The 11,823-nt window shown below is 63.6% G+C and carries 10 protein-coding genes; 3 read left to right on the forward strand and 7 right to left on the reverse strand.

Annotation, left to right across the window (positions count from 1 at the left end; genetic code table 11):
- Window positions 1-251 precede the first annotated feature (251 nt).
- From CLM73_RS01835 to CLM73_RS01845, 3 genes are read left to right on the forward strand one after another with little or no spacing between them, the layout of a single operon-like run.
- Complete coding sequence (locus tag CLM73_RS01835; protein WP_105237076.1) at window positions 252-1,232, forward strand: hypothetical protein; 981 nt, start codon at window positions 252-254, stop codon at window positions 1,230-1,232.
- Window positions 1,216-2,016: a polysaccharide deacetylase family protein gene (locus CLM73_RS01840; RefSeq protein ID WP_105237077.1), complete on the forward strand. Its 801-nt coding sequence runs from the start codon at window positions 1,216-1,218 to the stop codon at window positions 2,014-2,016. The genes CLM73_RS01835 and CLM73_RS01840 overlap by 17 nt, the downstream gene beginning before the upstream one ends.
- A gap of 2 nt (window positions 2,017-2,018) precedes the next feature.
- The gene (locus CLM73_RS01845; protein WP_105237078.1) at window positions 2,019-3,026 is read left to right on the forward strand and encodes a sterol desaturase family protein; all 1,008 of its coding nucleotides are present in this window, start codon (window positions 2,019-2,021) and stop codon (window positions 3,024-3,026) included.
- Between the two features lie 43 nt (window positions 3,027-3,069).
- Here CLM73_RS01845 and CLM73_RS29085 read toward each other — a convergent pair whose 3' ends face one another.
- From CLM73_RS29085 to CLM73_RS01880, 7 genes are all read right to left on the reverse strand, one after another.
- Complete coding sequence (locus CLM73_RS29085; protein WP_199778234.1) at window positions 3,070-3,996, reverse strand: hypothetical protein; 927 nt, start codon at window positions 3,994-3,996, stop codon at window positions 3,070-3,072.
- Window position 3,997: 1 nt separating this feature from the next.
- Window positions 3,998-5,914: a hypothetical protein gene (locus CLM73_RS01855; RefSeq protein WP_105237079.1), complete on the reverse strand. Its 1,917-nt coding sequence runs from the start codon at window positions 5,912-5,914 to the stop codon at window positions 3,998-4,000.
- Window positions 5,907-6,749: a hypothetical protein gene (locus CLM73_RS01860; RefSeq protein ID WP_105237080.1), complete on the reverse strand. Its 843-nt coding sequence runs from the start codon at window positions 6,747-6,749 to the stop codon at window positions 5,907-5,909. Before CLM73_RS01860 ends, CLM73_RS01855 begins: the two co-directional genes overlap by 8 nt.
- Window positions 6,749-7,327: a DUF4123 domain-containing protein gene (locus CLM73_RS01865; protein ID WP_105237081.1), complete on the reverse strand. Its 579-nt coding sequence runs from the start codon at window positions 7,325-7,327 to the stop codon at window positions 6,749-6,751. The genes CLM73_RS01860 and CLM73_RS01865 overlap by 1 nt, the downstream gene beginning before the upstream one ends.
- 2 nt (window positions 7,328-7,329) lie before the next feature.
- The gene (locus CLM73_RS01870) at window positions 7,330-9,378 is read right to left on the reverse strand and encodes a type VI secretion system Vgr family protein (RefSeq protein ID WP_234015791.1); all 2,049 of its coding nucleotides are present in this window, start codon (window positions 9,376-9,378) and stop codon (window positions 7,330-7,332) included.
- A 282-nt stretch (window positions 9,379-9,660) separates the two neighbouring features.
- The gene (locus CLM73_RS01875; RefSeq protein ID WP_105237082.1) at window positions 9,661-10,167 is read right to left on the reverse strand and encodes an acyl-CoA thioesterase; all 507 of its coding nucleotides are present in this window, start codon (window positions 10,165-10,167) and stop codon (window positions 9,661-9,663) included.
- A 76-nt stretch (window positions 10,168-10,243) separates the two neighbouring features.
- A complete protein-coding gene (locus CLM73_RS01880; protein WP_105237083.1) occupies window positions 10,244-11,791 on the reverse strand; it encodes a DUF1254 domain-containing protein in 1,548 nt (515 codons plus the stop codon).
- Between the last annotated feature and the right edge of the window lie 32 nt (window positions 11,792-11,823).

The following is an 11,823-nucleotide window of genomic DNA, read 5'->3' on the forward strand; positions in this document are numbered from 1 at the left end:
TTCACCTGCGGTTCGGTCGAAATCCGGGCGAAAAATGGGGCCCGAAGCGGGCGCAATTCGGACGCAATGCGGGCCCGATTCGGATGCTTGTTGCTGGGTCGCAACAAGCGTGCAGGTTTGGCGTCAAGGGCCGCTGTCGCGCCGTGTTTCCGGCAGCACCTGTGACCCATTTGTCAGGCGCCTGTGCCTAAAATGGCGAGCACCGGGTGCCTGCCCGATATCCCCCTTGCCGGATCTCCAAATTGAACCCCATGTCTTTTGTCCGCTACGCCCTGTTCGGCGTGGGGATGGCGCTTAGCGCCGCGGCGGCTTCCGCCCCGATTTTTGTCCTGAATTCCCTGGACGCCAACGTCAGCATCATCGATCCGGCCACCTACAAGGAACTGCGGCGCGTGCCCACCGGCAAAGAGCCGCATCACCTGTATCTGACGCCCGACGAAAAGTCGCTGATGATCGCCAACGCCACCGGCGATTCCATCACCCTGATGGATCCCAAGACGGGCGAAGTGCAGCGCACGCTGACCGGCATCGTCGATCCCTACCAGCTGCAGTTTTCGCCGGACATGAGGTGGTTCGTCACGGCGGCCAACCGCCTGGACCACATCGACATCTATGCCTGGAAGCCGCTGGAAAAGGGTTTCGACCTGACGCTGGTCAAGCGCATCCAGGCGGGCAAGACGCCCAGCCACATCATGATCGACAAGCACAGCACGACGGCCTACGTCTCGCTGCAGGACAGCGATCAGCTCATCGCCATCGACCTGGCCACGCAGACGCCCAAGTGGACGGTGTCCACCGGCAAGACGCCTGCCGACGTGTTCCTGACGCCCGATCAGAAGACGCTGCTGGTGGCGCTGACCGGCGACTCGTACGTGGAAGCCTATGACGTCAGCAACGGCCCGGCCAAGCTGGTCAAGCGCATCCAGACCGCGGCGGGTGCACACGCTTTCCGCGCGCAGGGCGACCACCGCCACCTGTTCGTCAGCAACCGCACCGCCAATTCCATCAGCCGCATCGACCTGCAGACGCTGGCCGTCGTCGACACCTTCCCGGTGCCCGGCGGCCCGGACTGCATGGACGTGCTGGCCGACGGCAAGACGCTGCTGGTCACCTCGCGCTGGGCGCGCAAGCTGACCGTGGTGGATCTGGACACGAAGAAGGTCGTCAATCAGGTGCCGGTCGGCAAGTCGCCGCACGGCGTGTGGACGCTGAACCATGCGCCGACCCGCTAAGGTCAAAGCCCGGTCCGCGGCCCTGTGCCTGGCGCTGGCGACCTCCGTGGCCGGCGCGGCCCCGCAGGCCACCTGCGACAAGCCCGTCTACCTGACGTTCGACACCGGCCACATGGGCGTCGCCCCGCTGGTGGCCGACGTGCTGGCCCGCCACCAGGTCAAGGTCACGTTCTTCCTGGCCAACGAGCGCACGTTGACCGACGGCGCCAGCCTGGACGACGTGTGGGCGCCGTGGTGGAAGGCGCGCGCCGCCGAAGGCCACGCGTTCGCTTCGCACACCTACGACCACGTCTACTGGCAGGGCGACCTGCCGGGCGGCAAGTTCCGCGTCAAGCCCAGCGCCGGGCCCGACGCCGGCAAGCGCGCCGAGTGGACCGCCGAGCAATACTGCGCCGAAATTAAACGCCCCGTCTCCCGGTTCCACCAGATGACGGGCAAGGACATGCTTCCCCTGTACCGCGCGCCCGGCGGCAAGACCTCGCCCGCGCTGCTGAAGGCGGCCAAGGCCTGCGGCTTCGAACACGTGGGCTGGTCGCCGGCCGGCTTCCTGGGCGACGAGCTGCCCAGCGACAAATACCCCAACGCCAAGCTGCTGGACCAGGCGCTGCGCACCATCAAGCCCGGCGACATCCTGCTCGCCCACCTGGGCATCTGGTCGCGCCAGGACCCGTGGGCGCCCGCCGTGCTGGAACCGCTGATTGAAGGTTTGCAGCGCAAGGGCTATTGTTTTGCAACCTTGAACACCCATCCGGCCTATCGCGACTGGATCGCCACGCACCACTGATCATGGATACGCTTAGCCAACTCTTCGGGGACAGCCAGCAATGGCTCTTCGAGACGGCGATTCAGCCCGCGCTGTTCCACCTGGGCCTGAGCAACTTCATCGAGGACGCCTACGACGCCACCATGTGGCTGCTCGTGGGGCTGATTCAGATCGCGGTGCTGGTGCTGGTCCTGGGACCCATGCAGCGCCTGCGTCCCGTGGAGCCGATGACCGACCGCCGCCAGATCGGCATCGACGTGCTCTACACGCTGATACACCGCCTGGGCGCCTTCCGGTTGCTGCTGTTCTTCACCATCGACCCGTTCTGGGACAGCATCTTCGGCCAGTTGCACGTGTGGGGCTTTGCGCCGTTCCAGCTGGATCAGTATTGGCCAGGCGTGACGGACAAGGCGTGGGTCAGCCTCATCATCTACCTGCTGCTGTTCGACGCAGTGGATTACTTCTACCATCGCGCGCAGCACCGTTTCGGCTGGCTGTGGGCGCTGCATGCCGTGCATCACAGCCAGCGCCAGATGACCATCTGGAGCGACGACCGCAACCACCTGCTGGACGACATGCTGCGCGACGTGCTGGTGGTGTTCGTGTCGCAGCTGGTGGGCGTGCCGCCCGCGCAGTTCGTCATGGTGGTGGCCATCACCCAGCTGGCGCAGAGCTTCTCGCACGCCAACCTGCGCATGCATTTCGGCGCGCTGGGCGAGCGCCTGCTCGTCAGCCCGCGCTTTCATCGCCATCACCATTCCATCGCCTACGACGCCTCGTCGCCAGGGCCGGTGGGCGGCTACAACTTTGCCGCGCTGTTCCCGATCTGGGACGTGCTGTTTCGTACCGCGCGCTTTGGCGTGGGCTACGGCCCCACCGGCATCCATGACCAGCAGGCCGAACTGGGCGGACGCGACTACGGGCGCGGCTTCTGGTCGCAGCAGTGGCTGGGCATCAAGCGCATGATCGGCCGAGACCGCGAACCGGCCGCCGCGCCGCCTGCCCCGCCGGCGGGAATCGAGCGGGCGTGAATTCAGGGCGAGTCCGAGTTTCCCCGTCAATGTGGAGGCACGGTCAAAGCCCCACGGGCAACACCGCCGGATCACGGCGGCGCACGGTGTCGAGAAAGCGTTCCAGCAGCTCGTCGCGTTGGCCAAGCGAGGCCAGGAACGCCGGTGTGCAGGTGATTTGCGCGTAGGGCGTCTGCATCAGCGGATGGTCGATGTGTGCGGGATTGGGCAAGCCGAGCAGATCGCGCAGGCGGAGGACGGCCAGGATTTCCGTCGGGTGCACGGCCAGGAGCGGCGTGCTGAACTCGAACTCTTTGGCGTTGGTTTCGTGCTCGCGATAGGTGATGGCGATGCGGTTCACGTGGACGTCGCAGGCGGAGAGGAGTGCGGGCAGGAACTTGTCGAGGTCGGGTTCGCGCCATTGGGACACCAATGGGGCCCAGGCCGGATCGCGAGGGAGGGCGTACTTGTCCAGGTCCAGGGGTTGGCCTAGCCAATTGCTGATGATGGTCAGGCCGAAGCCGGCGTAGCGCAGGGTGGTTCCGATTTCCAAATCGTGGCCACTGCGCACGCCATATCCGCCTTCCAGGCCGGCAAGTGCCGTCAGATACAGACTTTTGGCGACGTCGGGGTGCCCTAACGCGATCGTGCCGAACATCAGGTCGGTATGGCCGTCCAGGTCGCCAATGGCAATGCGCGAGGTTTCCTTCAACCTCTCCATACTCACCGCTGCGGAAGTGGCTCTCCTTCTGAAGCCTGATGCCATGTGAAAAATGGCGTTGTTGAGTTGCCCCCTTTTGGCATCCAGAAGTCCCTGGGCGCACATCTGCATTCCAAACGCGTACAGATCGTCCGCTGCCAAACCAGGTCTATCGATGATGTTCGATAGATACTGTTCCAGCCAACCATGTGGCGGCCACATGTCCTTCGCCCACGCTTCGACTTTGGGGAGAGTCTTTCCCAATCTAGATTTCGGTTTCTTCGGTTCCATGTCACATTCCAGGCCAATCGTTGAGTTGAATACCCGATCCCTGTCCAACACCCTTGCCTACCAACTTATTGATTTTTCCGTCACTATCAAGGAACACTTGCGCGTGCATATAGTGAATACTTCCCAAGTCCTGCGCGTTCTTGATCATCGCCGCTTTCTGCATCGCGGCAGGGTCCAGCTCCAACACCCTTTCACGCCTCCAGTATGGTCCTCCTCGCTGAGCCAAGTACGTCACCCGCTTAGCGTTGTATTCCCCACCAAACCTCTGCGTCTCCTTGGAAAGCTCCGCCGTCCTGCTCTTCCCCAACGTTGTTTTTATCTCCACCACGATCAACGTCTCCTCCGAGAACGCCAACGTCTTGTACTCAGACGGACCACGTAACCCTTCAATGTGATCCCGCGCCTCGGCTTTCGGCGCGCGGATCTGCATTTCCGGTGGAGGCGGCACCCAGACCAGCATGTCAAGGCCGTGGCCGCTCCTGTTCTTCAGACCAAACATGCTGGGGCCAGCATCGTTCAGGTTGTAGCCCAGGATGTTCTCCGGCTTTACGCCCCAGTGGCGCACCATGCCCGCCGCGAAGACCTCCTCGCCCGCATCGCCCACCACGTTCCGAAGACCTCTACCCTTACGCGCGGTATCGATCATTACCGCACGCAGTGCGATCCGCTCCCGAACGCGATTGACGATGATGGAAAAATCACCCGAGCCCGTCTTTGCATCAACGTTCAACCTGGATTTATTGGTATCCGGTGAATACGTTTCGACTACTCGCATGCTGCCCCCGCCCGGAACTCGCGCGCGGGTGTCGACAACAGTCTCCAGCACCGTCGCCTCGCCATGCTTATGCTGGCCCAGCCGCCTGAGCTCTTCCTCGCTCAGCATCCTGGTGTCCAGCTTTACCGCCTTGTTTCCGACCTGGCGCATCATCCAGCGGGCGGTTCCGAAGACTGACGGCGTGAGCATCGCCAGGTTGATGCTCATGAAGACCTGTTTGCCGCGCTCTTCGGCGGTTTTAGGGTCGGACAGCGCGGCCAGCGATTCGAAGAATTTCTCGCCGATGCTCAATCCTTCTCCGGTGATCATCCGGCTTGTGCCATCCACCATCGCATCGAGCGCCAGCGCACGATCAATGGCCACGAAGAGATAGCGCACGCCCGCCGCGGCCCCGCGCACGCCCAGCGCGAGCTGGCCGGCGACAGGCACGAATGCCAGCAATGCGGTGGCGACTTCAAAGAAGCCCTTGATGGCCTCCCAGATGTGGACCTTCGCCTTGGCGCGCTCAAAGCCGTCGGCCAGATCCCTGACCGCCCGGTCAATGGGATAAAAGCCCTTTGGGATGTTCCACGTGAACGGCATGCGGTGACTGATCCGGCCATCTTCATCGATGTACTCGGTGTGATCGGCAGGTTGCCACGTGACGGTGGTGAAGGTCAGGTAGTAGAGCTTGCCGCCAGCGAACACGAAGTTGCGCTGAACCTGAAACCCGAGGCCGTCGCCCGTGCGCCGGCCGAATTCGTCGAGCACGGCGGGCGACAGCACGTCATCTGCTATCTCATCGTCCAGGCAGATGATTTCGCATTCCTGCACCGATAGAAACGCGCTGAACTCCGCCAGGCGGGCGTCGCCGTATGCCGCGCCGAATGCGTGCAGCACCTGAAGCAGGAAGGTGTCCCGGAAGTTGCGTTCCTTGTTCCGGACCCATGGGTTGTCCATGAACCACCGGTACGTTGCGGCGGTTCCCTGCGAAGTGATGCCCAGATAAAGGTCTGCATTGCGCGGACCGCCATCCGGGTTCAGGGAAAAGATCGGGCCCGGCATGGGGCATTCGGTGCAGATCTTCTGGGGGGCAGGCAAGGTTCCGTCTGCCGCATCCTGCGCCAGCTTGTTGTAGCTTGCCGCTACGGCATCGTTACTCAATGACCTTCTCCATCAGGGCTTCACGGTGCGAGCGCAAAAATCCTTTCAACTCGTGCTGATAGTCAGGTGGCTGGAGGGCGGCATCGAGCTTCTGCACGATGCGCACGAGGAACAGGTTGTTGGAGAACGACTGACCGTAGATCAGCGCGAGCAGAAGGCTTCCATGGAAGTTCTGCAGTTGGAGCCGGTCGAGGTCCCGGATGGCGTCACTGGGCTTGGGTAGCGGTATGCCCTGTGCCTCATACGCGACCTGGATGTGCCCTGGGAGCTTTTCCCGGTGGACGGGGGGCAGTCCGTTGCCGAGGCGAAAGCCCGTTTCAAAACGTTCGAACAGCGGCAGAATCTGGTGCGGCTGACAACCACGGATGTGCGCCATCCGCTCGAAGGCGAGCCAGATGTGCTCGGGCGTGAACCGTTCGGGGGGAATGCTCAGCGATTGCACGGCCACGTCGATCAGCTCGGGCAAGGCGGCCTCCAGCGCTCGCCGCGTATCGAGCACGGCGTCCATGGCCAACGCAATGCGGGCGCCTGGCTCCATGCCCGGCGCGTCCAGATACTCGTCGAATCTCCTCAGGAGAAATGGATCCCGATCCCACGACGGGCCGAGCAGCAAGCCGGTAAGGATATGAAAGCTGTAATAGCCGCCTTCGCCAAATCCGCTCTCGATGGCGTGCCGTCCGGCCTTTTGGACATACGGCGGAATCAGTGCCTGTGACGCGGGTAATCGAGGCAGTACCGCTGCCAGGGCGCCGCGAATGTACTGAATCAATTGGCGGTCGGTCTCGCGAGTTGCCGCCAGCTCAAGATGTTTTCTATTGAGGGTGAGCAAGGCCATTACGTCTGCCCCGATTCAGGAGGAACGTCGGTCCAGAGCAGATATCCGTCGCGGCCCGGATGGTCCCAGCCTTGCTCGAAGATCGGCGCGACTTGCCGCGATAGGGCAATGCGCGGCGCGTGAAGATGGAAAGCCTCGACGCCCTTGTGGCCGAACAGCCTCGTCAGGACTTCGGGCGCGTGGGCGATGGAATCGACGTAGAGGCGTAGCGCCGCAGGATCACCCAAGCGCAGGTAGTAGCGGCTGTCGCCATCCTGGAATTTGGTGAACCGGCGCAGGCGCGATGCGATGGCATCGATGTCGTCGCGGGCGAGCAGGACGGTCAGCGCAAATGTGTCGACCGTGCTGCCCAACCAATGGCCGAAGGCTGACTCGGCATGAGCCTGAAACAGACACGGCGCGTGTCGCTCCAGCGCGCTTTGTGCGTCCAGCTTCCACAATAATCGGTAAGGTTGATCGTGAAACTCCAGCCGGGCGCGTAGCTCCGGATGCGCCGACATCTCCGCAAGAAATAGGACGTGGGCGCCGCGCGACGACGCATCGATGCCCCGGTTCGCAAGCCACTGGTGCAGGCTCATCGTCAATCCCCCGTGTCCGACGGACACTCTTCAATCAGGGGGGAGCCCTCGCGGATCGCCGTCTCCAGCGCCTTCACCTGATTGGAGCCTGGCGTCTGCACCCGCACCTTCCCTTTGAGCAGGATGTTGGGGGAGTTCAGGATGATCCCGCTGTTATCAAGAATGACCGTGCCGGCCGGTCCGCGAATCAGGATGCGGCCGGTGCCCTGCAACACGTAATCGCGCGTCAACGTGCGCTGGGACGTTTTGGCCTCGATGGATTGGACGCCCTCTATCACCAGGGCGTCGTTCTCGCCGATCGTGACCCGGCGGCTCGACGCGATCTCTTCGCGCTGCGAATTGCCGACTCTGCGAATCTCGTTGCGGTCCACGGTAGTGAACACATCCTGGCGAATATGTGCTTTGAGGTCGCGGCCCGCGCTATACGTGTCGTCCTGGCCGATGCTGGTGCTGCGGTCACGGCCGATCCCATTGGTTTGGTCCCGACCAATCGAGCGAGTCTCGTCGTGATTGACGTTGATGTTCTGGTCCTTCTGCGCATGGACGTAAATCTCTTCCTGGTCCTTTTCGTCCTCGAAGCGCAGCTCGTTGAAGCCCTCGCCTTTGTGCGTCTTGCTCCTGATGGTCATCCGCGTCTTGTGGCGCGGCAACTCGTAGGGCGGCAGTTGCAGGCGGTTGTAGACCCGGCCAGTGATAACGGGCTGATCCGGGTCTCCGTCGAAATAGGAAACGATGACCTCCTGGCCGACGCGCGGAATGGCCATGTGTCCCCAGGTCGCGCCGGCAATGTTTTGCGAAACACGGATCCAGCAGGAGCTGTACTCGTCCTGCTGACCTTGGCGGTCCCAGGGAAACTGAACCTTTACCCGTCCGTACTCGTCCGTATAAATCTCTTCGTTGGGCGGACCGACGACCACAGCGTTTTGCGGTCCGTCGATGTGAGGCCTGGGTAACGGTTCGGCGCGCCACTCGGTGTCGTCTGGAACCAGCTCGGCCTCGTAGCGGTAGCGCGTTCCCGCCTGCGCCTCGGCACTTTCTTCGGCCAGACTGGTGTGCTGTGAGCCACGATGAGCGATACGGACCGGGCGCCATCCGCGATTCATGTCCTCGCGGGGATGCCCGGCAAGCGTGAAGGAGATACCGGGCTGCAGGCGAGGATCGTCACCTTCGACCAGCGCAATGCGCGCATCGCGGCGATGGCCGCGCAGGCGGTTGTCGGCGAAGGGCCTGCCGGCTTCGTCAAACTTTGCGCGAGCGGGATAGTCGTAGCGCTCGTAACGGCGGCCTTGATGGTTCAGATCCTGTCCGTCGCGGGTGTGCTCGTGGCTATAGCGCGGATGGTGGAAGGTGTAGTCGCGCTGCGTCTGGCGCGCGGTGCGCACGCTCTCGGTGTAGGCAAAGCGGTGCAGTGCCGGCTGGGGTTGGTCGCCGCCAGGCGTGGGGTTGTACTGAACCGGCTCGTCGCCCACGCGGCCGTGAATGAACAGGCGATCGCTGTGGATCAGTTGATGGCCCTGGGCGCTATGTCGGAAGGAGTAGAAAAAACCTTCTTCGCGCATGATGCGTTCGACGAAGTGGTAGTCGGTGTCGCCGGCCTGCACGCAGTATTCGCGGCGCTGATGCTCGGTCGTATTTCGCTGCTCGTAGTCCGGGGTAAGGCCATGCGCCTTGAACACCATCTCGGTGATCTGCGGAACACTGAGGGATTGGAAGATGCGCCAATCGGAACTGAGTTTGAGCCTTGCCAGGCGTGGCTCGACGGTGGCGGAGTAGCGGGTGCGGCGAAAGCCCGTGTCGCGTTGGACGAAAGACGAGACGGCGCCGTGCACGTAGCGCACGGGCCTGTCGCCGTGCCAGATGGTGAGCAGCGCGGCGTGGTCCAGAACATTGCCGAAGTGGACGGCAGTATTGGCGCTAGCCAGTTCCACATGGAGCAGGAAGGTCTCGGACAGACCTTCCTGCAACGTGAATTCGACGACGTCGAAGGATTCGTCGCCGATGGCAAATGTGAAGCGTAGATCGGATTGGCTAGGAATGGCGTGCTCCCGCAACGACAGACCTTTCCACCACCGGTGAATGCACAGTCTGCGGCGCCATTACGGCACACGGAACATGCTTTGAAAATCAGATGAGTCTTATTGTTTTCGGGAATCGGTCAAGACTTGGAATCGCGCAAAAGAGCAGCGCTGTATGACTTAACGCGCAGGTTTGCCCAAGGGCATGCTGAACACCATCAGCATGTCCGCAAATGCAAAACCCCCGCGGCTGGATATCCAGCAGGCGGGGGTGAATAGCGCGGGGGTGCGTAGAGCACCTCCGCCCCAACGCGGTGATCAGGCGCCCGGCGTGTCGTGCGTCGTCTCGCGCTTGATCTCGTCGTGGCGGCGTTCCATTTCCTGGCGCAGTTCGCGGCGCAGGCCGGCGGCCTTGAAGCGCTGCTTTTCCTCGTGCGTGCGGGGTTCCAGCGGCGGCACCGCGGTTGGGGCGCCCTGGTCGTCCACCGCCACCATCGTGAAATAGCAGCTGTTGGTGTGGCGCACCAGCTTCTTGCGGATGTCCTCGGTCACAACCTTGATGCCGATTTCCATCGACGTGCGGCCCGTGTAGTTCACGGCCGCCAGGAACGTCACCAGCTCGCCGACGTGGATCGGTTCGCGGAACACCACCTGGTCGACGGACAGCGTCACGACGTATTGGCCGGCGTACCGGCTGGCACAGGCGTAGGCCACCTGGTCCAGATATTTGAGGATGGTTCCGCCGTGTACGTTTCCTGAGAAATTCGCCATGTCAGGCGTCATCAGGATGGTCATCGACAATTGGTGGCTAAAGGCGTCGTCCATGGCGGGCGGCTCATTCATGAATAAAACGCTAATGGTAGCGGCTGGCGGCTGACATCGCGCCGTATTTAGCGGGCGGTCAGGGTTTCTTGTCGGGCGCGGTGGCGGGGGCGGCGGAAGTCGCCGGGACTTCCGTCTGTGGCGGCGTTTCCGGCTCAACTGCAGAATCGTTAACCGCGGGAATCTCAGCCTGCGGAATGTCCCGCCGCACCGCGGGAGGCGTCCACACACCATCCCGCACCGCCGGTCCCGGCGTGTAAACCCGCAGCAGCATCCCCACCGGCCCGGCCGCCGGAATCGGCAGCCAGTTCGACTGATCTTCGGGCGGTGGCGCCGCGTTGCTGAAGACCAGGTCCAGCGAGCCGTCCGCGTTGTAACGCAGCGGGTCGCGGCTGCCGAGCGCCATGCGGTTGACCGGATTGGGCACGGGCAGTCCCTGGCCGTCATATGCCGTCAGCGACCAGAATGCGCCCGTGTCGGGCAACCGGCCGCTGTCGAGATGCAGCGTGTAGCGGTGCGCGCCGTCCAGCAGCGCGCCGTCGCTGTCGGTGGCCAGCACCAGCACCGTCAAATCTTCGGGCAATCCGCTGCCCGGCTGCGCCTGCGCGGCCAGCGCGCGGCGCAGCCAGTCGTTGCCATACACGCCGATGCTGCCTGTTTCCTGCAGCCAGCCGTCCGTGGCGCGCAACGAATGGCCGGCAGCGGCCGCCATGCGGTCGCGCGCGGCGCGTACGCCGCGGCGCATGCCCTGCTTGGCGGAATGATCGAGCTTGTCGAAGTCGAACGGCCGGCCGGGCACCAGTCCCACGCGGCGCAGCAGGGCCAGCAGGGGCTGGTCCGTCGCATGCGGTGGATGCTTGCGCAGCAGCTCCGCGGCATAGGTGAAGAACGCGTCGGTGGGCATCGAGTCCACTTGTTCTCTCACAGGGATTTTCAGATCGAGGGACGGGTCGGGCTTGGTGCGCGGCGCCTGCGCGGGCAGGTTCCATTGCGCCAACGGCGTCAGGACGAAGCCGTCCTGCAACGCATTCACTGTCGCCTGATCGGCGGGGCCATGCGTCTCGATCATGCCCTTTGCCCAGACTTGCACGGTGGGGGCGTCGATGCGCGCCATGCCCGAGGGCAGCGTGCCGTTCCAGCCCGGGGGCACGATCACGGTGTTGCCCTTGGCGGTGCCGGTGGTGCGCTTGCCCAGCGTCGCGAAGACGTCGGTCCACATGTCCAGCAGCGTCAGCGTGTACAGCCGGCCCGCCGTGTCTGGCACGGACAGCACGACAGGCCCGTCCGTCAGATCCAGCCACGCGTTGCTGCGCAGCATGTCGACGTTCGCCCACGGGGTGGCGTCGCCTGCGCGGGGCAGGGTGCGCCCATGCTGAAACGTGTTGGCCGGCGCCCCATCGGCGCCCCGCGCCGGATGCGTGAACTGCCGCCGGGTCAGGTCCATCGCGATCAGCGGATAGAAATACAGGTAGCCCTCTATCGCCGCCTGCTGGGCCGCTTCGGTGGCGGCGGCGGCCGGCGACAGCGCGGCGGGCGCCGCGTGGACGGACGCCTGGGGCATCAGGACGCAGGGCGAGAAGGCCAGCGATAGGACAAGGACTCGGGCCACGGGGGCAAGGCGGCGCATTGGCGCTCCAAGGGTCAGGCGGAAAGGTGCGA

The organism is Achromobacter spanius (assembly GCF_002966795.1).
In the GTDB taxonomy this organism is placed as follows: domain Bacteria; phylum Pseudomonadota; class Gammaproteobacteria; order Burkholderiales; family Burkholderiaceae_B; genus Achromobacter; species Achromobacter spanius_D.